Source organism: Xanthomonas sp. NCPPB 3959 (genome assembly GCF_056675575.1).
In genome coordinates this window covers 206,655-229,582 of the sequence record NZ_JBWWVR010000002.1, presented here as the reverse complement: position 1 = coordinate 229,582, position 22,928 = coordinate 206,655, and the positions used below count along the sequence as shown (strand labels likewise).

Below are 22,928 nucleotides of genomic sequence, written 5' to 3'. Positions count from 1 at the left end.
CTCTACCGAGCGACGTGCCGCAGCCACGAGTTTGGAGAGACTGCTAGTCACGCGGCATGCCAGTCGTTGCTCATAGATTCTGGTAGTTCGGCCCGGAACCACCCTCCGGGGTGACCCAGGTGATGATCTCGTAGGGGTCCTTGATGTCGCAGGTCTTGCAGTGCACGCAGTTGGCGGCGTTGATCTGCAGGCGCTTGCCGGAGGGGCTATTGGTATCTGCGACCATTTCGTAGACGTTGGCCGGGCAGAAGCGCGTGCAGGGGTTGTCGTACTCCTGCACGCAGCGGGTGGCGCAGATGTCGGTGTCGAGCACCTTCAGATGCACGGGCTGGTCTTCGTCGTGTTCGGTGGCGGCAAAGTAGACCGCCTGCAGACGATCGCGTGGTGCGAGTTCGCGCGTGCCGTAGTCGCGCTTGGGTTGCTCGTACTCGCCAATCTTGTGCAGTGCCGACCAGTCGGGCTTGTTTTTCAGCGTCCAGGGCGACGCGCCCTTAAGCGCGGTTTCCCAAGCCGCGTTGAGCAGGCCGAACCATAGGCCTTTCTTGAAACCAGGCTTGATATTGCGCACTTCTTTCAACTCGGCCATCGCATCGGAGGCGCGCAGTTTTGCGTCGAAGCCTAGCGGGGCCAGTTGCGATTGCACCAGATGTTCGGCGGCCAGCATGCCGCTGCGGATCGCCTGATGAGTGCCCTTGATCTTGGGCACGTTGAGCAGGCCGGCGGTGTCGCCGATCAGTAATGCGCCCGGCATGTCCACTTTTGGCAGCGATTGCCAGCCGCCGGTGACGATCGCGCGTGCGCCGGCCGAAAGAATGCTGCCGCCTTCCAGCAACGACTTGATCAGCGCGTGGTTCTTCCATTGCTGGAAGGCTTCCCACGGCTGGTATTTGGGGTCGCTATAGTCCAGGCCGCTGACATAGCCGAGTGCGATCTGATTGTTGTCCAGGTGATATAGGAAGCTGCCGCCATAGGTGCGGTTGTCGGCCGGCCAGCCGAGCGTGTGCACGATCTTGCCGGGGCTGACGCGTCCTTCCGGTACCTGCCACAGTTCCTTGATGCCGATCGAATAGCCCTGTGGGTCGGCGTCGGCAGTGAGGTCGAAGCGTTTGAGCAGGCGCTTGGTCAGATGGCCGCGGGCGCCTTCGGCCAGCACGGTCACCTTGGCGCGGATGTCGATGCCGGCGGTGTAACCGGGCTTGTGCGATCCATCCTTGGCCACGCCCATGTCGCCAATGCGCACGCCGATGACCTGGTCGTTGGCGTCGTGCAGGGTTTCGGCGGCGGCAAAGCCTGGGTAGATTTCCACGCCCAGCGCTTCGGCCTGCGGCGCCAGCCAGGCGCACATCGCCCCTAAGCTGACGATGAAGTTGCCGTGGTTGCGCATGCCCGGCGGCACCACCGGGAACTTGCGTGCACTGTCCTTGCCGAGGAACCAGAATTCGTCGTCGGTGGCGGCCACGCAAATCGGCGGCGGGTTGTCGCGCCAGCCGGGCAGCAAGGCATCCAGCGGACCCGGTTCGATCACCGCACCGGAGAGGATATGGGCGCCGATGGTGCTGGATTTTTCGATCACGCACACGCTGATGTTCGGATCGAGCTGCTTGAGCCGGATCGCAAATGCCAGCCCGGCCGGACCGGCGCCGACGGTGACGACGTCGTACTCCATCACGTCGCGCTCGACCGTCTCTGACGCATGTGCGCCGACTCCCGCTTCCGACATTGCTCCGCTCCCGTTGGCTCGATGGCTAACGCGCATTTTCCGGGATTCGATGTGACGGCGGCAAATCGGATCGATTCATCCGTACCGCGCGGCACCGCTCAGCGGACGCGTGCTAGCGTTTGCCGCATGAAGATTCGGGTTGCACTGCCGCAAGCGGAGATCGCCTGGTGTCGCGGCTGGTTACAGGCGGCGCAGGCCGATGTGCTGATGCAGGCGCTCTTGCAGGATGTGCGGTGGGAAGTGCACCGCATCCGGATGTTCGGGCGTCTGGTGGATTCGCCACGCTTGAGTAGCTGGATCGGCGATGCGGAGGCGAGTTATCGCTATTCGGGCACCCGATTTGCGCCGCAGCCGTGGCTGGACGCGCTGCAGCCAGTGCGCACGCGCCTGCAGGATGAAACCGGGCATCCGTTCAACAGCGTGTTGGTCAACCGCTACCGTAGCGGCAACGATGCGATGGGCTGGCACAGCGACGACGAACCGGAGCTGGGGGCGCAGCCGCTGATCGCCTCAGTGAGCCTGGGCGGCACGCGGCGGTTTGCGTTCAAGCATCGCGACGATGCGGCGTTGAAGCAGACGCTGGAGCTGGGCCACGGCGATCTGCTGCTGATGGGCGGCGATACCCAGCGCCATTACAAGCACGCCTTGCCGCGCACCGTAAAGCCAGTCGGCGAGCGCATCAATCTGACCTTTCGGCAGATTGCGATGCGCGTGTCCCAGCGATAAGAGCGGCTAACAAACGTAGCGAGCGCTCGGCCGGCGGGGAGCGCAGTGGTTTCGTTGGCTGGATCTTGTTGGGTGCAGTCAGAAGCCAGGTCAAACGCTGGGTCGGTCGAGGGCGCGGTGCCTCACCGCTTACGGGACACGCCGCAAGTACGTCCATGTAGGCTCGGTGGCGGCATTCATGCCGCCACACGGTCCCGCAATCGGCGAGGACGCCGGACCAGAGAGTTTGTCGGTAGCTGGATGAAAGCCGGTCATCTCGCGACTTGCGTTGGCTTGCGGGCATAGTTCGCAGAACACGATAGCTGGTCAATTAGAAGCACGTCACGCACTGCTTGCAACCGTGCACACCGACCATCTCGATTGGTCCTTGCCCGCCCACCGTCGCGGGACCTTACGCGTAAGAGCTTACAAGGACGTACTTGCAGCGTGTCCCGCGATGGTGGGTGGGCAAGGGCCCTGCAGCCAGGCCACAGATCAGCCGCTCTGCGACAGCCACCAGGCGGGCGCGGCCGGTGCTCGGAATCGGCATGTACCACTCATACACTCCGGTTTCTGCGCGCCCACCTGACGACAGCTCGCTGCGTTTTGTTAGGCGCTCCAGGTCTGTCGCTTCCGCTTACAACGAACGCGGCAGGTTCTGGCTGTCCTGTTGACCGGTGATCAAGGTCCAGCCCACCAGCTCGGTGGTGACCTGCGTCATCGCCTGCTCGAAGGCTGCGGCGACCGTCGCGGTGTCGGTACCCGTGGACGGGCGTGCAACCAGGAAGGTACGCGAGGCCACCACGCGCTGATCGGCGGCGTGCAGCAGTTTGGCGTTGAGTTCGATGGTGGCCGAGGGCAGCGATTGGCCCGCATAGTCCGACTCGAAGCGGCGCAGGTCGATGACCAGCTTGTAGTCGGAGCGGATGCCGGTGCCGATGCGGGCGACCGCCGCGATCTTGCCGGAGTCTTCGAACGCGCGCACCACGCTGTCTTCCAGCATGTCGGTGGCCGGCTGTGCCCAGCCGGCGCCGTGATAGACCTGCAACTCACCCGGGGTGGGGCGCACGTTGATGCGCGGGCTGTCGATCACACGCGCGGCGCTGGGCTTGGCAACCGAGAGTTGCCAGCTGACTTGCGGCCAGGACGGGTTCGGCGTGATCCGCACGGTGGGCGCGTAGATCGTGGCCGGTTTCTGGTCGCCGCCGGTCAGCAGCGAGCAGCCGCCCAGCGCCAGCAACGAGACGCACAACAAGGGACGCAACAGGCGCATGGCAGTCATTTCGGTTCGAACTCCTTGGGTGCGTCGCGGCCGAGCAGGTAGCGCGCAGGGTTGTTGTCCAGTTTGTCGCTGACCCGGCGCAGGTCGCGGATCAGGCCGCGCAATTCGGTCAGTGTCGGTCCGAGCTGGCCGAGGCCATCGTTGGCGAAACTATTGATGGCCGCGCGGTTCTCGCCAAGGATGTTGTCGGCGTTGCCGGCAGCCGAATCCAGCTTGACCAGCGTGGCGTCTAGCTTGGCCAGGATGCCCGGCAGCTGCTGCACCAGGTTCTGGTCCAGCCGCTTGATGGTGCCGTTGGTGGTGGTCAGGGTGGTGTCCAGATTGCGTGCGGCATCGCGCGCGCTGACGATCAGCGCCTGCATGCCTTCGTCGCGATCGGCGATGCCGCCGCTGATCTTTTCCAGGTTCTGCAAGGTGGCGGTGATGCTGGCCACGTTCTTGTCCGAGAGCATCTGGTCCATGCGCTCGACGATGCGGTTGGCGGTGTCGGTGATGTTCTGCAGCGCCGAGGGCGTGGTCTGGATGATCGGCGCGTCGCTCTTGTCGATGGTGGTCAGCGACGGTGCTTCGGGCGTGCCGCCGGAGAGCTGGATGATCGACGGGCCGGTCAGGCTGGTGATGGCCAGCTTGGCGCGCGTATCGCTCTTGATCGGCGTGGTGGAGTTCACCCGCACGTGCGCCACGACCTGGCGCGGGTCGTTCGGCGCCAGCGTCAGCTCGGTGATGGAGCCGACCGCGATGCCGTTGTATTGCACCGGGCTGCCGACCGTCAGGCCGGTCACTGCCTCGCGAAACACCACCCGGTACTGCTGCCAGGTGCGGTCGGAGGAATATTTGGCCGCCCACAGCCCGAACAGCAGCAAGGCCAGGCCTGCCACGATGGTGAAGGCGCCGATCAGGACGTAATTGGCTTTGGTTTCCATGCTCAGGCGGTCTCGGTGGAGTCGGTCTTGGCTGCGCGCGCGGCGCGCGCGCGGGGGCCGTGGAAGTATTCCTGGATCCAGGGGTGGTCGAGCTGTTCGACTTCGGCCAGCGGTGCGTTGGCGATCACCTTGCGATCGGCCAGCACCGCGATGCGGTCGCAGATGGCGTACAGCGTATCCAGGTCGTGGGTGATCAGGAACACGGTCAGGCCCAGCGCCTGCTGCAAGGTCCGGATCAAACGGTCGAAGGCGGCCGCACCGATCGGGTCCAGGCCAGCGGTGGGCTCGTCCAGAAACAGCAGCGGCGGGTCCAGCGCCAACGCGCGCGCCAGGCCGGCGCGCTTGCGCATGCCGCCGGACAATTGCGAAGGCAGCTTGTCCAACGCATCGGCCGGCAGGCCAGCGAGCTTGATCTTCAGCAGTGCCAGTTCGAAATACCAGCGCTCCGGGAACTCGCCGTGATGCTCTTTCAACGGCACCTGCACGTTCTCGCCGACGGTCATCGACGAGAACAGCGCGCCGTCCTGAAACAGCACCCCGGTATTGCGGGTGATGTGCTGGCGGTCGGCGAAACGGCCCGAGCGCGCATCCGCCCCCAGCACCTGGATGCTGCCGGCGTCCGGCTCGCGCAGGCCCAGGATGCTGCGCATCAGTACCGACTTGCCGGTGCCCGAGCCGCCGACCACGCCCAGGATCTCGCCGCGACGCACGTCCAGATCCAGCTCCTCGTGCACGACCTGGCTGCCGAAGCGATTGGTCAGCCCGCGCACCGAGATCGCCAACTGGTCGTCGTCGGCGTCGGTCTCTGTGCCGGGATTGGGGAGTGGGGATTCGGGATTGGTCACAGCACGGCTCTCCCGAGTGTCAAAGCGCCAGCTGCGCTTGTGCCTTGCACGAATCGCGAATCCCGAATGTTGAATCCCGGTCTCATCACCACCCCATCTTCATGAACCACAGCGCGGCAATCGCGTCGAGGATGATGACCAAGGAAATCGTCTGCACCACCGAGGAGGTGGTGCGCTCGCCAACCGACTGCGCGGTGCCGCTGACCTTCAAGCCTTCCAGACAGCCGATCAGGCCGATCACCAGCGCAAACAGCGGCGCCTTCGACAGCCCGACCAGGAAATGCCGCAACTGGATGGTGTCGTGCATGCGCGCCAGGTACATCTGCGGCGGAATATCCAGATCGAACGCGCCCACCGTCACACCACCGGCCAGGCCGGCGATCATCGCGATGAAGGTCAGCAGCGGCAGGGTGAAGATCAGCGCCAGCAGGCGTGGGATCACCAGCAGGTCGATCGGGTCCAGGCCCAGGGTGCGGATGGCATCCACTTCCTCGCGCGATTTCATTGCACCGATCTGCGCGGTAAAGGCGCTGGCGGTACGCCCGGCCAGGACAATCGCGGTCAGCAGCACCGCGAATTCGCGCAGGAAGGCGATGGAGACCAGCTCCACCACATAAATTTCTGCGCCGAAGTCGCGCAGGATGGTCGAGCCCAGGAACGCGATCACCGCGCCCACCAGGTACGACAGCAGCACCACCAACGGCACCGCATCCAGGCCGACCTGTTCCATGTGGTGCACGGTGGAGGTCAGGCGGAAGCGGCGCGGCTCGTGGATCAGCCGCGCGATCTTGACCAGGTTCTCGCCCAGAAAGCTGTTCAGCTCCAGAATGCCCTGGCCCACGCCATGCGTGGTGCGGCCCAGACGGTCCAGCGCGGCGACAAAGCCGTAATCACGCTTGGGTTTGGGGCGCTCGTCGTTGAGTTCTTCGATGGTGCACACCAGGGCCTGGTGCTCATCGCGGAAATCGATCGCGTCTTCCTTCAAGCCCATGCGGCTGGCGAAGCGCAGCAACTGCAGCACGCCGGCCGAATCCAGTTGCGCGATGCCGCGCGCGTCGATGCGACGAATGCCATCGGGCACGGCCTGCAGCAGTTCTGCCTGCGGCAATGCGGTCGCCAGGACCCAACTGCCGGCAAGGCGGACCTGTGCGTGATCCTGCGAGTCTTGTTCGATGCGTGGAGGTTGCGGTTTGATCATGGGTGGCCTGTCCGTGGCGCCAGCATACCGCGCCCGGCGTGAGCGAATGTTGGGGACGCTTCGCACCTGCGGCTCCGGCGTGGGCGATCGGGGCGCCGGCCACGCGCACTGCGGCATACACTGGCGGCCTCGCCAGACGGCGTTTCTCCGATCCGACCCGCTACGCATGTCCGCCGCCACCCTTGTCCAACCGTCCGCCAGCGCCACCTACGCGCAGCGCGTCGCCTTCGTTTCGGAAATCGCCGGGCGCCTGCATACCTACGGCACCACCGCGCAGCGGCTGGAGGCCGCGGTGGTCGGGCTGTCGCAGAAGCTGGGGCTGGACTGCGAGCCCTGGTCCAATCCCACCGGGATTATCTTGAGCTTCAGCGACCCGACCAAGTCGATCGGCTCCAGCGACATCACCCGGGTGATCCGGCTGGCCCCGGGCGAGAACGATCTGTACAAACTCAGCGTGGCCGATTACATCGCCGACAGCGTGGCCAATGGACGCATGAGCATCGCGCAGGGGCACACAGCGCTGCGCCGGCTGGACCGCGAGGTCGACCGGCGTGGCAAGACCATGCAGGTGCTGGCCTTCGGGCTGGCTGCAGCCGGCGTGGCCGGGCTGTGGAAATTGCCCTGGCTGGATATCGCCACCGCTGGCGCGATCGGTATGTCGATCGGGCTGCTGACCCAATACACCGATAAACGCCCGGCCACCAAAGAGGCCGGAGAAGCATTGGCCGGCTTGCTGGCCGGGGTGGTGGCGACGGTGGTCGGCTCGCTGCTTGGCCCGTTGAATCTCAATACGGTGATCATCGCCTCGCTGGTGGTGCTGCTGCCCGGCATGTCGCTGACCAATGCCTTCAACGAGCTGGCCAGCCAGCACTGGGTCTCAGGAACCGCGCGCCTGGCCGGCGCGGTGACCACGGTGCTCAAGCTCACCGTCGGTGCGGTGATCGCCGTGACGCTGACGCAGCTGGTCGGCTTGCAGCCACAGCTCGCCGCGGTGCGTCCGCAGGCCAGTTGGGTGGAATGGGCTTCGCTGCTGGTGGCCGCTTATGCGTTTGCAGTGTTGTTCAAAGCCAGTCGACGCGATTATCCCTGGATCATGGCCGCAGCCATGTCCGGTTATGTCATTGCGCGTTATGCGGGGCATGCCTGGGGCGGCCCGGCCGGCGTATTCGCCTCGGCCATGGCATTGACTGCCGCCGGTAATCTATTCGGGCGGGTGGTGCAAAGACCCGGTGCATTGATTCGTTTGCCGGGCATCATCATGCTGGTTCCAGGTAGTACCAGCCTGCGCGGATTTCTCACCCTGGTGCAGCAACAGGATGTCAGTGTCGGGCAAGCGGCACTATTGGCAGTGACCAATATCGTGATGGCATTGATGGCCGGATTGCTATTCGGCAATCTGTTGATTCCGGCCCGCAAGAATTTATGAGGCGCAGGAAACGCGCGCAATAAAAACGCCGGCAATGCCGGCGTTTTTATTGGTTTGAATCAAGCGGCCTTGGACTTCTTGGTGGCGCGCTTGGTGACAACTTTACGTGCCGAGGTCTTCTTGGCCGGGGTCTTCTTGGCGCCGACCTTGCTGATCAGAAAGTCTTCGACTTTCTTGCCGGCGGCGGTCAATTCGGCCAGCCAGCGCGGCTGCTTGCCACGGCCGGTCCAGGCTTCCTGGGGATTGGCCGGGTTGCGATACTTCGGCGGCACCTTGCCCAGCTTGCGGCCGGCGCGCGGGCCCGGCTTGGCAGCGGCAGCCGGACGACCCGGACCAGCGCTGGCAGTGGCGGAAGCGCCAAACAATTCTTCAATGGAATAACCATGCGCTTTCGCGGCGCGGGTCAGCTGGGTGCGGACCTTTGCGATCGGGGTGCGCTTGGCAACCACCGTCTGCTGCTTCTTCGCATTCTTGATCAGTGCACCCAACTGCTTGGCCGACAGGCCGCTAAGATCGATCGACATCACTACTCCGGAAAATTGAGAGAGAAAAGAATGCCGGTCCGTGGCAGCGCTGGCCATCATAATGTCAGAAAACCCGCGTGACAAATGCGCCGAAATAATTCGGCGCCTTGTGTTCATCTGTTTGAAGCGGGTTCGGGGTGTTTGATCAACGTTCCAGGCGGGAGAATAACCCGGCCTTATCCAGGTTTTCTGCTGCCTCGGCGGTGCGCGCGCGATATTCAAATGTGCCGGCCGCCAATCCGCGTTCTGAGACCACCACCCGATGCGGAATGCCCAATAGTTCCATATCGGCAAACATGGCGCCCGGACGCAAACCGCGATCGTCCAGTGCGGCTTCGATCCCGGCGGCGATCAATTCGTCCAACAGCGCGCCGGCTGCGGCAATCACCTGTGGGTCCTGTTTCGGGTTGATCACGCACACCACCACCTGCCATGGCGCCATCGGTGCGGGCCAGATGATGCCGGCCTCGTCGTGGTTCTGTTCGATCGCCGCAGCCACGATGCGCGAAATCCCGATGCCGTAGCAGCCCATCTTCATCACCGCGACCTTGCCGTTCTCGTCGATCACGGTGGCCTGCAACGCCTGCGCGTACTGGCTGCCGAGCTGGAACACATGGCCCACTTCGATGCCACGGGCCAGCCGCAGCTCGCCGCCATCGGCCGCACGTTCGCCTTCGATGACGTTGCGCACATCGGCCACGGTGTCCGGCTCGGGCAGGTCGCGGCCCCAGTTGACGCCTGCCAGATGCGCGCCGGACACATTGGCGCCGACCACGAAATCGGCCAGGGCTGCGACATCGCGATCGGCCACCACGCGCACCGGGCGCGCGGTATTCACCGGGCCCAGAAAACCCGGCTCGCAGCCGAGGTGGTCGCGGATTTCGGCCTCATTGGCCATCCGGTAACCGGCCAGCCCGGCGACCTTGCCCAGCTTGATCTCGTTGACCGCGTGGTCACCACGCACCAGCACCAGCACAAAGCCGGCCTCGGTCATCACCGCCACCGACTTGACCGTGCGCTGTAGCGCGATGCCCAGCAGCTGGGCGACGTCTTCGCAGGTTTTCTGGGTGGGCGTTGCGACCTGGCGCATCGCCTCGCCAGCCTCGGCGCGCGGGGCGGGCAGGGCGGCGCTGGCAGTTTCCACGTTGGCGGCGTAATCGGAAGCCGTGGAGAACGCCAGCGAGTCTTCGCCGGAGGCGGCGATGACGTGGAATTCCTGCGAGGCGTCACCGCCGATGGCGCCGGAATCGGCCTGCACGGCGCGGAATTCCAGCCCCAGGCGGGTGAAGATGCGGGTGTAGGCCGCGCGCATGTTGTCGTACTCGCGCGCCATGTCCTCGTCGGTGAGATGGAACGAGTAAGCGTCCTTCATCAGGAATTCGCGCGCACGCATCACCCCGAAGCGCGGGCGGATTTCATCGCGGAACTTGGTCTGGATCTGATAGAAGTTCAGCGGCAGCTGCTTGTAGCTGTTGATCTCCTGGCGCGCGAACTCGGCCGCGGCTTCCTCCGCGGTGGGGCTGTAGCAGAACTCCTGTTCCTTGCGGTCCTTGATCTTGAGCAACTGCCCGCCGAACTTTTCCCAACGGCCGGTGGCGTCCCACAACTCGCGCGGCTGGATGGTGGGGAACAGCACTTCCACCGCTCCGGCGCGGTTCATCTCTTCGCGCACGATGGCCTCGACCTTGCGCAACACGCGCAGGCCCAGCGGCGACCAGGTGTACAGCCCGGAGGCCAGCTTGCGGATCATGCCCGCGCGCAGCATCAGACGGTGGCTGACCAGCTCGGCGTCGGCCGGGGTTTCCTTGGTGGTGTGCAGGTGAAACTGGGAAAGACGCATCGGGCTTCGCTTGGGCGGAAAGCCCATAGTTTGCCAGTGTCGCGCCCTGGCGGTCATCGGCGAGGGCGCTGCCCCGTCTCGGCAGGGCTGGAAAGACCGGTACGTGATCGGTCTGGCCAAGCGCCATTCACCCAAACACGGGTGGCCGGCGTTCTGACACGGCCAGTACTGAAATCGGCGTGTGCCCTGCGTAGACGGCGGTTGGTGCGCAGTGTCCACCCAGCAGAGGGGCCGCCATGTGTTTTGGACTTCAGGTGGCCGGGCCGCCGCTGGTCGGTGCCGGCTTGCAATAAGCCTTGGCGGCCGCTTCGGCGAGGTTGCGCTGTGCGGTGCGAGCGTCCGGGTCCAGCGGGGTGCCGGGCTTGCCGTCGGCGCCAGCGCCCATGGTCACCTCGCCCTTGCCGCTGAGCAGCTCCAGGTTGCGACGTGCGGTGAGGCAATCGGCCGATTCGGGTGCGGCGGTTTCCGGCGCGGCGATGGCGGCGGTGCCGCTGCGGGCGTCGATCCGGCGCGATTCGTAACGCTGGCCGGACGGCGGCGGGGTTTCGGTGTAGTGGGTCACGCCCTTGGCGTCCTTCCACTTATAAAGATCGGTCGCGCCGGCGCCGGCGCTGACCAGCATCAACAGGGCGCAAAGCCCGGACGACAGCTGCATGTGGCTTCCCCTGGATGATTCCCGCGGCGATTGCAGCATCCGCGGCCTGCGCTGGCAAGTGATGCCGCCCGGCGTATGCGTCAAGGGCAGGGCGCGCTACCGCCGAACGGACCTCAGGCCCTACACTTGTCGGATGGATGAAATGAGACCGCCCCCGCGCTCGCGCACGATTTACCTGCTGCCGAACCTGTTCACCACCGCCGGGCTGTTTTCCGGTTTTTACGCCATCATCGCCGCCGCCAATGGGCAATTCGTCCAGGCGGCCATGGCGGTGTTCGTGGCTGCGGTGATGGATGGGCTGGACGGCCGGGTCGCGCGCCTGACCAATACCAGCAGCGAATTCGGCGTGCAGTACGACTCGCTGGCCGATCTGGTCAGCTTCGGCATGGCCCCGGCGCTGGTGATGTACCACTGGTCGCTGTCGGCGCTGAAGTACGACAGCAACGTGATGGGCCGGGTCGGCTGGTCGGCCGCCTTTCTATATGCGGCCTGCGCGGCTTTGCGGCTGGCCCGCTTCAACACGCAAGTAGGCGTGGTCGACAAACGCTGGTTCATCGGCCTGGCCAGTCCGGCGGCGGCCGGCTTGATGATGGCGTTCGTGTGGGCGTTTGCCGACGACAGCCTGGGCTTCGATGGCGAGCAGCTGCGCTATCTGGCATTGGCGATCACGGTGGTCTCTGCCTTGTTGATGGTCAGCCGGATCCGCTTTTGGAGCTTCAAGGGCGGTGCGCGTGGGCCGCGTGCCGACCGCGTGCCGTTCCTGGCGCTGGCGATCGCCACGGTGGTGATCGCGCTGCTGGTGATCGACCTGGCCCGTTCGCTGCTGGTGATCGGTGTGCTGTATGCGCTGTCCGGTCCGGTGATGTGGCTGTGGCGGCGCTGGCGGCGCGTCCCCGAGCTGCCATGAGCCCGGCTGTGATGAGCAACCTGTCATGAGCGTGCTGTCATGAGTGAGATGGCGTCCGAGCCGATGTGGTCCGATCTGCAGGTCTCGTATCTGCAGGCGTTGGGGCACACCGTGTATCTGGACCGCGACACGGTGGATGCATTGCCTGCGCCTGCCGACGTGGTAGAGAGCGCGCCGGCAGCCGCGCCGATGCGCGTCGAGCGTGCGGTGCAGGCGCCGTCGGTGGCGCACGCTGCGGCGCCTGTCGCACGCCGCACCGCACCGGCTGCACCCGCCGAGGCCCCACGTGCGCCCAATACCGCGCCGTCGGCCGCGCCGCCGCGGCGTAGTCGTGTCGGCCTGCCGGATCGTTTGCAGATCGCGTTGCTGCGCGCTTCCGGCTGCAACCCCGGCGACCCGAATACCCAGGCCTTGATGGCCACCTGGCCGCTGGCCGAGTTGCGTGGCAACCCGGCAGCCAAGCGCGCGCTGTGGCCGCAGTTGCGTGCGCTACGGCGGCGTCAGGACCCGGCGTGAGCGCATTGAACGCACCCCTGCCCACAGCGCTGCGCGCGATGCGTGAGAGCGATCTGGACGTGGTGATGGAGATCGAGCATCGCGCCTATCCGTTTCCGTGGACGCGCAACATCTTTCGCGACTGCCTGCAGGCCGGCTACCCCGGCTGGGTGATGGAGCAGGGTGGCCAGGTCATCGGCTATGGGGTAATCAGCATTGCCGCCGACGAGGCGCACGTGCTCAACGTCTGCATCGCACCAGAAGCCCAATCGCAAGGCCATGGCCGCGTGTTGCTGCGCGCGCTGATCAAGGGTGCCTGCGATCGCGGCGCGCGGCGTGCGTTTCTGGAAGTACGCCCGTCCAACCCCTCGGCGATCGCGCTGTATCACTCCGAAGGCTTCAACGAAATCGGGCGGCGCCCACGCTACTACCCCTCCAACACCGGGCGCGAGGATGCGTTGGTGATGGCGATCGAGTTGTTCTTCGAAGGGTTCTCCTGAGCGCCATTGGCAGTTGCTGACCGCGTTCGTCGATGGGCTGCGTTAGTGACGGTTGATGTGATTCATGCTGATGCCTGCGTGCATCCATTGCGGTTGCGCTGCAGCTCGCGTGCGCAATGTCCATCGCAGCAACAGGCTGCGCTTGCGATCGGGTGCCGTTACCGCATGCCGCCACCGACGATGTCGCCGCCCGCAATCAATCGCTTGCCGTCACTCTGACTCAGGCTGTCGCGTGGTTGCAATCGATGGCATTGCGATGCGCGCAACTGCTGCACTTGATTGATTGCCCGTCGTGCGCATCATCCCCTATGCAGCGTGGCGCGCCGCGCTGATCGATGGCGATATTTTCGCCATATTCCAATTCTTTTTTTGGTTGCGCTGATCGCATAAGCCCGATCACAGTGCGTGCGTTGCGGTGTCGATACGTCGCATCGCAACACGCATGGACGTCGAAGAAAACACGCAGCACGTGATCGCAGCGGCACACCGTACTGAACCTGCGTCCATCTGCGTTGCGACTCGAATCATGCTGCGCTGCAGTGTCCTTGTCGCTGTCTCTGCGTGTCTTGAGCGCAACGTTTTGTCTTCTCTTGGGTGTCTCGCAACCGTTTGCGTGACTGCGCATCCACATCGATACATCGGCTAGATACAAGCGATTGCGATGCTCCTAGTATCGGCTTCGCGGAACTGAACATTACATAGATGAAAAGTATGTTCCGCGCCTGTTAGACGAGGGGTGTGCCGCCGCGCGGCGCATCGAACCTATCCGAGGGAGACATCAAGATGAAGCCGAAATTTTCAACGGCGGCCGCCGCGTCGCTGTTTGTCGGGTCGTTGCTGGTCGTTGGCGTTGCCTGCGCCGATCCTGCACTGGAAGTTGCAACCACTGGTTGGGCAACACAGAACGGTGGGACCAAAGGCGGCTCCAAAGCGGCCGCTGCCAACATCTACACGGTCAAGAATGCCGCTGAGTTGAAAAACGCGCTGAAGGCCAGCGTGGGCAGCAACGGACGCATCATCAAGATCAGCGGCATCATTGATGTCAGTGAAGGCAAGCCCTACACCAAGACCTCGGATATGAAGGCGCGCGCGCGTCTGGACGTGCCCACCAAGACCACGCTGATCGGCATCACCAGCAACGCGGAAATTCGCGAGGGCTATTTCTATGTCAAGGCCAACGACGTCATCATTCGCAATCTCACCATCGAAAATCCGTGGGATCCGGAACCGGTCTGGGATCCGGACGATGGCAGCGCCGGCAACTGGAATGCCGAGTACGACGGCTTGACGGTGGAAGGTGCCACCAACGTGTGGGTGGACCATGTCACCTTCACCGATGGTCGCCGCACCGACGATCAGAACGGCACCGCCAATGGCCGCCCCAAGCAACATCACGATGGCGCGATGGACGTCAAGAAAGGCGCCAACTTCGTGACGATTTCCTACTCGGCCTTCAAGTCGCACGAGAAGAACGATCTGATCGGTTCCAGCGATAGCGCCTCCAGTACCGACAGCGGCAAGCTCAAGGTGACCATCCATAACACCTTGTTCGAAAACATCTCCGCACGTGCGCCGCGGGTGCGCTTCGGCCAGGTGCATCTGTACAACAACTACCACGTTGGCAGCACTACTCATCCGGTCTACAAGTTCTCGCACGCGCATGGTGTGGGCAAGGAATCGAAGATCTTCTCCGAGCGCAATGCGTTCGACATCAGCGGTGTGAGCGGTTGCGACAAGATCGCGGCCGATTACGGCGGCAGCGTGTACCGCGATCAGGGCTCGCTGCTCAACGGCAAGGCGCTGACCTGCACGTGGAATACCAACATCGGTTGGACGCCGCCGTACACCTACAACCTGCTGTCGGCCGACAAGGTCGCTGCAGACGTCAAGGCAAAGGCCGGCGCCGGAAAGCTGTAAGCGGTACCAACGCAACATCGAATGCAGCGCCTGCAAAACGGGTGCTGCATTTGCGTGTGTGCGATGTATGCGAAGTGCACGCAAGCATAAAAATAATTTTCAAAAATAGACTATTCAATAGTTTTCATAAGCATTAGGATCGAGTTGCGATAGCTAGGGGACTGGCCTTGATGGCCTGGGCGATCGCACCGGGGAGCGCGTCGTCTCATGCGGCGCGCCATCGCGTTACTCATTCAAGAGAATTCATCACCATGTCGAAAGCATCGACAGTCGTTGGTCGTACCGTTGTGGGCGTCGTTCTGGGCGCTGCGTTGTTGTCCCCCGCAGCGCACGCTGCAGATCCCTCCTTGGAAGTGGCCACCACCGGCTGGGCGACCCAGAACGGCGGCACCAAAGGCGGCTCCAAAGCCGCAGCTGCAGACATCTACACCGTCAGCACGGCAGCGCAGTTGAAGGCTGCGTTGAAAGCCAAGGCCGGCAGCAATGGCCGCATCATCAAGGTCAAGGGTGTCATCGACATCAGCGAAGGCAAGGCCTACACCAAGACTGCGGACATGAAGACCCGTGCGCGCCTGGACATCCCGACCAAGACCACGCTGATTGGCGTTGGCACCAATGCGGAAATCCGCGAGGGCTATTTCTACGTCAAGGCCAACGACGTCATTGTGCGCAATCTCACCATCGAAAATCCGTGGGATCCGGAGCCGAAGTGGGATGCCGACGACGGCGACAACGGCAACTGGAATTCCGAATACGATGGCCTGACCGTGGAAGCGGCCACCAACGTGTGGGTGGACCATGTCACCTTTACCGATGGTCGCCGCACCGACGATCAGAACGGCACCGCCAACGGGCGCCCGAAGCAGCATCACGATGGTGCGATGGACGTCAAGAAGGGCGCCAACTTCGTCACCATCTCGTACTCGGCGTTCAAGTCGCACGAGAAGAACAGCCTGATCGGCTCCAGCGACAGCGCCTCCGGCACCGACAGCGGCAAACTCAAGGTGACCATCCACAACACCTTGTTCGAGAACATCTCGGCACGCGCGCCGCGGGTGCGTTTCGGCCAGGTGCATCTGTACAACAACTACCACGTCGGTAGCACCGGCAATAAGGTGTATCCGTTCTCGCATGCGCATGGCGTGGGCAAGGAGTCGAAGATCTTCTCGGAGAACAATGCGTTCGATATCAGCGGTGTGAGCAGTTGCGACAAGATTGCCGGCGATTACAAGGGCAGCGTGTATCGCGACCAGGGGTCGTTGATCAATGGCAAGGCGTTGACCTGTTCGTGGAACAGCAACATCGGCTGGAAGCCGCCGTATACCTACAACCTGCTGGCTGCGAACAAGGTGGCTGCAGACGTGAAGGCAAAGGCCGGCGCAGGCAAGCTGTAACGCGTCTGCGCTAGGCAATGCTGCGATGACCTTCAGCATTGCATGAGCTCCCACAACGCCCGCAGCGATGCGGGCGTTGTGCGTTTGCGCGATGTCCTCATTGATGTGTCGATGTCCTGCGACATCGCTGGGCCCTTGCCCGCCCACCATCGCGGGACACGCTGCAAGTACGTCCTTGTAAGCTCTTATGCGGCATCCATGCCGCATAAGGTCCCGCGCCGGTGGGCGGGCAAGGACCAATCGAGATGGTTGGTGTGCATGGTGCAAGCGATGCACGATGCATGTTGTTCGATCACCGTGGTTTCGGTTTGCTTTTCAACGAAAAGCCGAGCAATCAACAAGCTTTTAAGAAAGCAACCGACTCACTCTCTGGTGCGGTGGCCTTACCGGTTGCGGGACCGTGTGGCGGCATGGATGCCGCCACCGAGCCTCCAGGGATGGATTCACGGCGTGTCCCGCGAGCGGTGAGGTCACCGTACCCTCGACTAACCAAGCTTTCGACCTGAGCTCCAACTGCATTTATAACGCCGTCGCGACCGGAATCTCGGTTTTGTTGGACTGATTGAGCAGTGTGGATAGATCACTTGTAAAGCGGCTGATCTGCGGCTTGGCTGCAGGGCCCTTGCCCGCCCACCGTCGCGGGACACGCCGCAAGTACGTCCGTGTAGGCTCTTACGCGGCATCCATGCCGCGTAAGGTCCCGCGATGGTGGGCGGACAAGGACCAGTGGAGATGGTCGGCGTGCATGGTTGCAAGCAGTGCATGACGCGCGTTTTTGGATGACGGCGCGAATGACGGTTAGTCCGACCAGCGTCGCAACGCGAACGAACAACAGGCAGGCTTTCAACGAAGCGATCTACGAACTTCCTGGTGCGGTGTCCTCACCGATTGCGGGACCGTGTGGCGGCATGGATGCCGCCACCGAGCCTACATGGACGTACTTGCGGCGTGTCCCGCGAGCGGCGAGGGCACCGCGCGCTCGACCATCGATCAACTGATCGGTTGTCCCTTCGAATACCGACTGCGGTCGCCTGGTGGCGATGCAGTCGGCTGAGCGACTTCGCTAGATCTTGGCGCGTTGCTCGCGCAGACCGGTCAACTGCGTGGTCCAGTCGTTCAAGCGCGCGCGTTCCTGTTCGACCACCACGGCCGGTGCGTTTTCCACGAACGTGGCGTTGCCGAGCTTGCCGTTGCACTTGCCGATTTCGCCTTCCACACGCCTGATTTCCTTGTCCAGACGCGTGCGTTCGGCATCCATGTCGACCAGGCCTTCCAGCGGCACCAGCAGCGTGAGCTCGCCGACGATGGCGGCGGCTGATGGCGGTGCCTCCTGGCCGGCGTCCAGCCAGTCGATCGTTTCTAGCTTGAGCAAGAACGACAGCTGCGAGGCGAAGCGGGCAGCGCGGGTGCGATCGTCCTGCGTGCCGGCCTGCAACAGCAGGCGCACCTGCTTGGAGGGCGGCACGTTCAACTCGCTGCGCACGCGGCGCAGCGCCGACACCATCGACTTCAGCCATTCGACATCGGCCTCCGCGCTGGCATAGCCGTGGGTGTCGATATCGCCGGCCTGCGGGAACGCCTGCAACGAGATCGTCGCGGCGGTGATGCCCAGGCGTGGTGCGACTTGCTGCCACAGTTCTTCGGTGACGAACGGTGTGAGCGGGTGCAACAGACGCAGCAAGGCTTCGAGCACATAGAGCAGGGTGTGACGCGTGCTGGCGGCATCTTCTGCGTGCTCAATCACTTCCGGCGTGCTGCCTGCAGCGGCCAGCGTGCTGTCCTGCACCGCGCCGTTGAGTGCGGGCTTGGCCAGTTCCACGAACCAATCGCAGAACGCATTCCAGGCGAATTCGTACAGCGATTGCGTGAGCAGATCGAAACGGTAGTTGGCGTAGTGCGCGTGGGTTTCTGCGGTGACCTTGTCCAGACGCGCCAGGATCCACTGCTCCGCTTCGGTGCGCGGCTGCGGCACGCCGTTGAAACGCGCGCCCTCGGTGTTCATCAGCACGAAGCGCGTGGCATTCCACAGCTTGTTGCAGAAGTTTTTGTAACCTTCGGCGCGGCCCAGATCGAACTTGATATCGCGGCCATGCGTGGCGAGTGCGGCGATGGTGAAGCGCAGCGCGTCGGCGCCGTGCGCGATGATGCCGTCCGGGAATTCCTTGCGCGTGGCTTTTTCGATCTTGGGCGCATCCTTGGGCTTCATCAGGCCGGTGGTGCGCTTGGCGACCAAGGCCTCGATGCTGATGCCGTCGATGATGTCGAGCGGATCGAGCACGTTGCCCTTGGACTTGGACATCTTCTGGCCTTGCGCATCGCGAATCAGGCCGGTGATGTAGACATCGCGGAATGGTACCTGGCCGGTGAAGCTGTCGGTGGCCATGATCATGCGCGCCACCCAGAAGAAGATGATGTCGAAACCGGTGACCAGCACCGACGACGGCAGATAGCGCTCGAAGCCGCGCTCGGCCATCGCGTTCGCATCCGGCCAGCCCAATGTGGAGAACGGCCACAGCTGCGAGGAAAACCAGGTTTCCAGCACGTCGCTGTCCTGATGCAGGGCAACCTCTTCTCTAAGGCCATGCGTGGCGCGCACGTCGGCTTCGTCATGCCCGACGTAGCAACGCCCCGCATCGTCGAACCACGCCGGAATGCGGTGGCCCCACCACAACTGACGGCTGATGCACCAATCCTGGATGTTCTCCATCCAGTGGCGATAGGTGTTGATCCAGTTCGGCGGCACGAATTTGATCTGGCCGCTTTCGACCAGCTCCAGGCCACGCTTGGCCAGCGCGTCCATCTTTACGAACCACTGGTCGGTGAGATAGGGCTCGATCACCTGGCCGGTACGGTCGCCGCGCGGCACCTGCAGTTTGTGCGGCTTGGTTTCGACTAGTAGGCCCAGCTCTTCTAGCTCTGACAACACCTGCTTGCGGGCATCATAGCGATCCAGGCCAATCAAGTGCGCGGGTACAAGACGGCCTTCTCTTTCGTCCTCCCAAATAGAGTGTTTGGGATCGATTACGCCGTGGATAAGTGATGCAGCTGAATTTCTCGTCAGAAGCGCCGCGTCCGAGGTCGAAAAAAGTCCTAATGGGGCAAGCTTGGCGTCAGGCGAGAAAATGCTAAATAGAGGTAGGCCGCCATGCACTTTGTCCTTATGGCGCTCCCAAACCTGATAATCGTTGAAATCATGCGCAGGCGTGACCTTGACCACGCCGGTGCCGAAGGCGCGGTCGACGTAATCGTCGGTGATCACCGGCACTTGCCGGCCGGTCAGCGGCAGCACGATGCGGGCGTTGTGCAGCGTGGCGTAGCGCGCATCGTCCGGGTGCACCATCACGGCGGTATCGCCCAGCATGGTTTCCGGGCGCGTGGTGGCCACCACCAGATAATCGCGGGTTTCGCGCAGCGTCTCGACGCCGTCGGCATCGTGCTCGACGTGCTCATAGGTCACGCCGTCCGCTAGCGGATAGCGGATCGACCACAAAAAGCCGTCTTCTTCGACGTTTTCCACTTCCAGATCGGAGATGGCGGTTTTCAGTACCGGGTCCCAGTTGACCAGGCGCTGGCCGCGATAGATCAGGCCCTGTTCGTACCAGCGCACGAACGCCTCATTGACTGCGGCCGAGGGTTGCGGGTCCATGGTGAAAGTGCTGCGCGACCAGTCGCTGGAGGTGCCCAGGCGACGCATCTGGCGCTCGATGGTGTCGCCGGATTCGGCCTTCCATTCCCACACCTTGGCGATGAAGCCCTCGCGCCCGAGCGAGTCGCGCGTTTCGCCATTGCCTTCAAGCGCCAGATTGCGCGACACCACCATCTCGGTGGCGATGCCGGCGTGGTCGGTGCCCACCTGCCACAACGTATCGAAGCCGCGCATGCGGTGATAGCGCACCAGGGCATCCATCAGCGTCTGCTGGAACGCATGGCCCATGTGCAGCGTACCGGTCACGTTCGGCGGCGGCAGCAACACCGTATACGGCTCCCCCTTGCCGGACGGCACGAAATAACCGGCGGCCTCCCACTGTGCGTACAGGCGCGATTCGAAGGAAGAGGGGTCGTAGCTGGAGGCGAGGGTGGTCATAGAGGGGCTGGGATTCGTTGATTCGGGATTCGGGATTTGTTGAGTCATGGGGCCGGCAGAGATCGCTGGCAAGCCATTGCATCAACCTCAGCGGTGGCGCTGTGGAACGGAGATTGGCTGTTGGGATTCGTCGTTGGAAAGGACTTGTGGATGCGCGCAAAAGCGCTCCTGCGAATCCCCAATCCCAACTCCCCAATCCCCGCCCCTCTCACATGTCGTACTTGGTCAGTTCCAGGCCCAGGGCCTTGTACTGCTTCCAGCGTTCGCGCAGCGGTTCGCGGGCGGCGGGATCGGCGGGCACCACTTCCAGCACCCGGTCGCAGGCGCCCAGATAGGGATCGTCGCGCAGGTTGATCACCAGCGGGCGCGAGGGCGCGGCAAACTCCGGGGCGGCGATCAGCACCGGGGCGAGTTCGTCCTCTTCGTCGGTACCGGCGATCTGGTGCGGAATATAGGCCTCGTCGTCGAACGCCCACAGCAGGTCGTCCAGCGCTTCGGCCTGTTCGGCATCGCGCACCAGGATCAGCGTGGACAGATTGGCGTCGTAGGCCTTGCGCGCCAGCTCGCAGACCAGCCGCAGCGGTTCGTTGAGGAAGCGCGGTTTGGCGATCAGATAAAAGTCGGCACGGGGCATGGTCGGATCACGAAACGGAAGGGAAAGCAGATTCGGCAACGACGCAGCCGAGCGTGAACAGCAGGCCGGACGCCAGTATCGCCAGCAGAAACCCGCCTGTGGCGCGCAGGCGTCGGCCGGCAGGCCGCGAGCGATACAGATAGATGAGGATGAACACCAGCCAGGCCAGCACCATCCCGATGTTGAGCCACATCGGGCGGCGATAGCCGTGCTGGCGGCTGTCGGCCGCCAGCCAGACGAAGATCAGCACCAGCAGCAGCGCAAACCGCACCAGGTCGGCGGCATCGCCGTTCCACCAGCCGGGTACCGCGCTGGCGGCCCCGTCCACCAGCACGAAGCCGGCGATCAGGGCCAGTGCAGCGCGTGGCGACATCAGGCTGCGCGGTCGAGCAACCACTGCGTCAGCAGCCCCACCGGGCGGCCGGTGGCCATGCCGCGCTTGCCTTCGTCGCTGGCCACGCCTGCGATGTCCAGATGCGCCCAGCGCTGGTTTTCGGTGAAGCGCGACAGGAAGCAGCCAGCAGTGATCGCGCCGCCCCAGCGGCCGCCGATGTTGTAGACGTCGGCGAAGGTGGAATCCAGCAGGCCCTGGTATTCGTCCCACAGCGGCAGGCGCCAGGCGCGGTCGAACACGTGCTCGCCGGCGGCCAGCAGTTCGTTGGCCAGGTCGTCGTGCTTGCTCATCAGGCCGGCGGTCTGGTGGCCCAGCGCCACCATGCAAGCACCGGTCAGCGTAGCCACGTCCACCAGCGCCTCGGGGTTGAAGCGTTCGGCGTAGGTCAGCGCATCGCACAGGATCAGGCGGCCTTCGGCGTCGGTGTTGCCGACCTCGATGGTCTTGCCGGACATGCTGGTGATCACATCGGAGGGGCGATACGCGTTGCCGTCGATGGCGTTTTCCACCGCCGGCACCACCACCACCAGGTTGATCGGCAGCTCGGCCTTGACCGTGGCCACGAACGTGCCGATGACGTTGGCGCCGCCGCACATGTCGTACTTCATTTCCTCGATGCCGCCCTGCGTCTTGAGGTTGACGCCGCCGGTATCGAAAGTGATGCCCTTGCCCACCAGCACATACGGGCGCGCGTCGCCGCCGCCGTTCCACTTCAGCACGATCAGGTGCGGGCGGTTGGCCGAGCCGCGCGCCACCGACAGCAGCGAGCCCATGCCGAGCGCTTCCATCTGTGTTTCGTCCAAAATCTCGGCTTCGGCGCCGGGAAACTTGCCGGCGAACGCGGCGGCGGTCTCGGCCAGGTAGGCCGGGGTGCAGTAGTTCGGCGGCAGGTTGCCCAGCTCGCGGGCGAACTCCACGCCCTCGGCGGTGGCCACGCCAACCGCCAGTGCGCGGGCGTCGTCGCCGGCGATCGCAAGCGTGGTCAGGCCGGTCTCGTCGACCTTCTTCTTGCCCAGCGTGGCGGTGTAGCGGTAGGCGGCGTGGTCGCTGACGATGATCGCCTGACGGATATTCCACGCGCCATCGCGCGCCTTGACCGGCAATTCGGTCAGGGTCAGCAGGGCGGTGCCGACCGCGCCGGTCTTCAGCGCACGGGCCGCATCGCCGATCGCCTTGAGGTAGGGCGCCACGCCGAACTTGCCGGTCTCTCCGAGGCCGACCACCAGTACGCGCGGGGCGGCCACGCCAGGTAGGTCGTGCAGCAGGGTGGTGCTGCCGGTCTTGGCAGCCACATCGCCACGTGCCACCAGCGCCGTCAAACGGCCCTGGCTGGCGCTGTCCAGCGCCTGCGCAGCGGGCGACAGGGTCTTGTCGGCGAACACGCCAACCACGATGCAGTCGACGGCGGCGCTTGCCGGCGCGTCTTGGTTCAGGGTGAATTGCAGGGCCATTGATCAGATTCCGTAGGCAAATCCGTACAATCGC

The 22,928-nt window shown here is 63.9% G+C and carries 19 protein-coding genes and 1 other RNA gene; 8 read left to right on the top strand and 12 right to left on the bottom strand.

Annotated elements, in window-relative coordinates:
• Positions 1 to 70: 70 nt before the first annotated feature.
• Positions 71 to 1,720, bottom strand: coding sequence for an electron transfer flavoprotein-ubiquinone oxidoreductase (locus tag AC1KVG_RS03975; protein WP_481093562.1), 1,650 nt, complete (start codon positions 1,718 to 1,720; stop codon positions 71 to 73).
• 126 nt (positions 1,721 to 1,846) lie between these two features.
• Between AC1KVG_RS03975 and AC1KVG_RS03970 the strand changes: the two genes are divergently transcribed.
• Together AC1KVG_RS03970 and AC1KVG_RS03965 are read left to right on the top strand one after the other, a co-directional pair.
• Entirely contained in the window at positions 1,847 to 2,446 is a 600-nt protein-coding gene (locus AC1KVG_RS03970) for an alpha-ketoglutarate-dependent dioxygenase AlkB family protein (protein WP_481093561.1), read from the top strand.
• A 527-nt stretch (positions 2,447 to 2,973) separates the two neighbouring features.
• A non-coding RNA gene (locus tag AC1KVG_RS03965) (sX9 sRNA) lies at positions 2,974 to 3,040 on the top strand.
• 22 nt (positions 3,041 to 3,062) lie between these two features.
• Here AC1KVG_RS03965 and AC1KVG_RS03960 read toward each other — a convergent pair.
• From AC1KVG_RS03960 to AC1KVG_RS03945, 4 genes are all read right to left on the bottom strand, one after another.
• Positions 3,063 to 3,707, bottom strand: coding sequence for an ABC-type transport auxiliary lipoprotein family protein (locus AC1KVG_RS03960; RefSeq protein ID WP_023902523.1), 645 nt, complete (start codon positions 3,705 to 3,707; stop codon positions 3,063 to 3,065).
• Positions 3,704 to 4,630: an MlaD family protein gene (locus tag AC1KVG_RS03955; RefSeq protein WP_023902524.1), complete on the bottom strand. Its 927-nt coding sequence runs from the start codon at positions 4,628 to 4,630 to the stop codon at positions 3,704 to 3,706. The genes AC1KVG_RS03960 and AC1KVG_RS03955 overlap by 4 nt, the downstream gene beginning before the upstream one ends.
• Positions 4,631 to 4,632: 2 nt before the next feature.
• Positions 4,633 to 5,475 carry an ABC transporter ATP-binding protein gene (locus tag AC1KVG_RS03950; RefSeq protein ID WP_481093560.1) on the bottom strand — a complete coding sequence of 281 codons (843 nt, stop codon included), beginning with the start codon at positions 5,473 to 5,475 and terminating at the stop codon, positions 4,633 to 4,635.
• Positions 5,476 to 5,560: 85 nt separating this feature from the next.
• Positions 5,561 to 6,790, bottom strand: a complete 1,230-nt coding sequence (locus AC1KVG_RS03945) for an MlaE family ABC transporter permease (protein ID WP_183086899.1) — start codon at positions 6,788 to 6,790, stop codon at positions 5,561 to 5,563.
• A gap of 49 nt (positions 6,791 to 6,839) precedes the next feature.
• Between AC1KVG_RS03945 and AC1KVG_RS03940 the strand changes: the two genes are divergently transcribed.
• Positions 6,840 to 8,099 carry a threonine/serine exporter family protein gene (locus tag AC1KVG_RS03940; protein WP_043888908.1) on the top strand — a complete coding sequence of 420 codons (1,260 nt, stop codon included), beginning with the start codon at positions 6,840 to 6,842 and terminating at the stop codon, positions 8,097 to 8,099.
• Positions 8,100 to 8,158: 59 nt separating this feature from the next.
• On the opposite strand, the gene AC1KVG_RS03935 is transcribed toward AC1KVG_RS03940, so the two are convergent.
• From AC1KVG_RS03935 to AC1KVG_RS03925, 3 genes are all read right to left on the bottom strand, one after another.
• Positions 8,159 to 8,623, bottom strand: coding sequence for an H-NS histone family protein (locus tag AC1KVG_RS03935; protein ID WP_023902528.1), 465 nt, complete (start codon positions 8,621 to 8,623; stop codon positions 8,159 to 8,161).
• Between the two features lie 145 nt (positions 8,624 to 8,768).
• Positions 8,769 to 10,463, bottom strand: coding sequence for a proline--tRNA ligase (locus AC1KVG_RS03930; RefSeq protein WP_168957139.1), 1,695 nt, complete (start codon positions 10,461 to 10,463; stop codon positions 8,769 to 8,771).
• Positions 10,464 to 10,713: 250 nt separating this feature from the next.
• On the bottom strand, positions 10,714 to 11,118 hold the full coding sequence (locus tag AC1KVG_RS03925; protein WP_023902530.1) for a DUF4124 domain-containing protein: 405 nt from the start codon (positions 11,116 to 11,118) through the stop codon (positions 10,714 to 10,716).
• A gap of 133 nt (positions 11,119 to 11,251) precedes the next feature.
• Here AC1KVG_RS03925 and pssA point away from each other — a divergent pair, with 133 nt between their 5' ends.
• The 5 genes from pssA (at position 11,252) to AC1KVG_RS03900 (ending at position 16,331) form a co-directional block, all read left to right on the top strand.
• On the top strand, positions 11,252 to 12,025 hold the full coding sequence (pssA, locus tag AC1KVG_RS03920) for a CDP-diacylglycerol--serine O-phosphatidyltransferase (protein WP_023902531.1): 774 nt from the start codon (positions 11,252 to 11,254) through the stop codon (positions 12,023 to 12,025).
• Between the two features lie 39 nt (positions 12,026 to 12,064).
• The gene (locus tag AC1KVG_RS03915) at positions 12,065 to 12,541 is read left to right on the top strand and encodes an alanine acetyltransferase (protein WP_115039737.1); all 477 of its coding nucleotides are present in this window, start codon (positions 12,065 to 12,067) and stop codon (positions 12,539 to 12,541) included.
• Complete coding sequence (gene rimI, locus AC1KVG_RS03910) at positions 12,538 to 13,020, top strand: ribosomal protein S18-alanine N-acetyltransferase (RefSeq protein WP_023902533.1); 483 nt, start codon at positions 12,538 to 12,540, stop codon at positions 13,018 to 13,020. Before AC1KVG_RS03915 ends, rimI begins: the two co-directional genes overlap by 4 nt.
• Positions 13,021 to 13,803: 783 nt before the next feature.
• A complete protein-coding gene (locus tag AC1KVG_RS03905) occupies positions 13,804 to 14,937 on the top strand; it encodes a pectate lyase family protein (protein WP_481093559.1) in 1,134 nt (377 codons plus the stop codon).
• A 251-nt stretch (positions 14,938 to 15,188) separates the two neighbouring features.
• Positions 15,189 to 16,331 (top strand): pectate lyase family protein, encoded by a 1,143-nt coding sequence (locus AC1KVG_RS03900; RefSeq protein WP_481093558.1) that lies wholly within the window; start codon positions 15,189 to 15,191, stop codon positions 16,329 to 16,331.
• 1,063 nt (positions 16,332 to 17,394) lie between these two features.
• Here the strand turns inward: AC1KVG_RS03900 and AC1KVG_RS03895 are convergent.
• The 4 genes from AC1KVG_RS03895 to AC1KVG_RS03880 all read right to left on the bottom strand — a co-directional run bounded on the left by AC1KVG_RS03895 (position 17,395) and on the right by AC1KVG_RS03880 (position 22,894).
• Positions 17,395 to 20,415: a valine--tRNA ligase gene (locus AC1KVG_RS03895; protein WP_481093557.1), complete on the bottom strand. Its 3,021-nt coding sequence runs from the start codon at positions 20,413 to 20,415 to the stop codon at positions 17,395 to 17,397.
• Between the two features lie 208 nt (positions 20,416 to 20,623).
• Positions 20,624 to 21,049, bottom strand: a complete 426-nt coding sequence (locus tag AC1KVG_RS03890) for a DNA polymerase III subunit chi (RefSeq protein WP_481093556.1) — start codon at positions 21,047 to 21,049, stop codon at positions 20,624 to 20,626.
• Positions 21,050 to 21,056: 7 nt separating this feature from the next.
• Positions 21,057 to 21,422, bottom strand: coding sequence for a hypothetical protein (locus AC1KVG_RS03885; RefSeq protein ID WP_481093555.1), 366 nt, complete (start codon positions 21,420 to 21,422; stop codon positions 21,057 to 21,059).
• Complete coding sequence (locus AC1KVG_RS03880; protein ID WP_481093554.1) at positions 21,422 to 22,894, bottom strand: leucyl aminopeptidase; 1,473 nt, start codon at positions 22,892 to 22,894, stop codon at positions 21,422 to 21,424. The genes AC1KVG_RS03885 and AC1KVG_RS03880 overlap by 1 nt, the downstream gene beginning before the upstream one ends.
• Between the last annotated feature and the right edge of the window lie 34 nt (positions 22,895 to 22,928).

Bases quoted from the DNA above. Each gene is read 5' to 3' on its own strand.
- AC1KVG_RS03975 (WP_481093562.1), bottom strand. From the start codon at position 1,720: ATGTCGGAAGCGGGAGTCGGCGCACATGCGTCAGAGACGGTCGAGCGC.
- AC1KVG_RS03970 (WP_481093561.1), top strand. From the start codon at position 1,847: ATGAAGATTCGGGTTGCACTGCCGCAAGCGGAGATCGCCTGGTGTCGC.
- AC1KVG_RS03960 (WP_023902523.1), bottom strand. From the start codon at position 3,707: ATGACTGCCATGCGCCTGTTGCGTCCCTTGTTGTGCGTCTCGTTGCTG.
- AC1KVG_RS03955 (WP_023902524.1), bottom strand. From the start codon at position 4,630: ATGGAAACCAAAGCCAATTACGTCCTGATCGGCGCCTTCACCATCGTG.
- AC1KVG_RS03945 (WP_183086899.1), bottom strand. From the start codon at position 6,790: ATGCCGCAGTGCGCGTGGCCGGCGCCCCGATCGCCCACGCCGGAGCCG.
- AC1KVG_RS03940 (WP_043888908.1), top strand. From the start codon at position 6,840: ATGTCCGCCGCCACCCTTGTCCAACCGTCCGCCAGCGCCACCTACGCG.
- AC1KVG_RS03935 (WP_023902528.1), bottom strand. From the start codon at position 8,623: ATGTCGATCGATCTTAGCGGCCTGTCGGCCAAGCAGTTGGGTGCACTG.
- AC1KVG_RS03930 (WP_168957139.1), bottom strand. From the start codon at position 10,463: ATGCGTCTTTCCCAGTTTCACCTGCACACCACCAAGGAAACCCCGGCC.
- AC1KVG_RS03925 (WP_023902530.1), bottom strand. From the start codon at position 11,118: ATGCAGCTGTCGTCCGGGCTTTGCGCCCTGTTGATGCTGGTCAGCGCC.
- pssA (WP_023902531.1), top strand. From the start codon at position 11,252: ATGGATGAAATGAGACCGCCCCCGCGCTCGCGCACGATTTACCTGCTG.
- AC1KVG_RS03915 (WP_115039737.1), top strand. From the start codon at position 12,065: ATGAGTGAGATGGCGTCCGAGCCGATGTGGTCCGATCTGCAGGTCTCG.
- AC1KVG_RS03905 (WP_481093559.1), top strand. From the start codon at position 13,804: ATGAAGCCGAAATTTTCAACGGCGGCCGCCGCGTCGCTGTTTGTCGGG.
- AC1KVG_RS03900 (WP_481093558.1), top strand. From the start codon at position 15,189: ATGTCGAAAGCATCGACAGTCGTTGGTCGTACCGTTGTGGGCGTCGTT.
- AC1KVG_RS03895 (WP_481093557.1), bottom strand. From the start codon at position 20,415: ATGACCACCCTCGCCTCCAGCTACGACCCCTCTTCCTTCGAATCGCGC.
- AC1KVG_RS03890 (WP_481093556.1), bottom strand. From the start codon at position 21,049: ATGCCCCGTGCCGACTTTTATCTGATCGCCAAACCGCGCTTCCTCAAC.
- AC1KVG_RS03885 (WP_481093555.1), bottom strand. From the start codon at position 21,422: ATGTCGCCACGCGCTGCACTGGCCCTGATCGCCGGCTTCGTGCTGGTG.
- AC1KVG_RS03880 (WP_481093554.1), bottom strand. From the start codon at position 22,894: ATGGCCCTGCAATTCACCCTGAACCAAGACGCGCCGGCAAGCGCCGCC.